General features: G+C 41.6%; 1 protein-coding gene. It reads right to left on the reverse strand.

The features are described from left to right. Positions 1–228: hypothetical protein (locus ACFIJQ_RS08810; RefSeq protein ID WP_375629963.1), on the reverse strand; the 228-nt coding region annotated here is incomplete at its 3' end. Positions 229–293 lie beyond the last annotated feature (65 nt).

The raw sequence follows: 293 nt of genomic DNA on the forward strand, positions 1-293 counted from the left end.
TTTCGGATCATACTTCGAACCTATCGCAATAGATGCCTCTCTGACTACAGATGCCCCATCACCCAATGTTATACTAGCAGGAGGATCGCCAGCAGCACGGGTTAGCCCCGCACGACTCTGAAAAACAACAGGTAGCTTATTTACTGGCTGCGCAACCTCAGGCGTTGAAACATTAAAGTTTTTTTCTTCTTCATAAACATCATTGGCTTCTGTATCTGCAGAATTCATATGAATAACTCTTATGAACTGGGGCGTTTTTTGATCACTCATATTTTTGGCTTTAGATATATTTG

The sequence above is a fragment of the Bartonella sp. TT67HLJMS genome, assembly GCF_042193375.1.
GTDB lineage: Bacteria > Pseudomonadota > Alphaproteobacteria > Rhizobiales > Rhizobiaceae > Bartonella > Bartonella grahamii.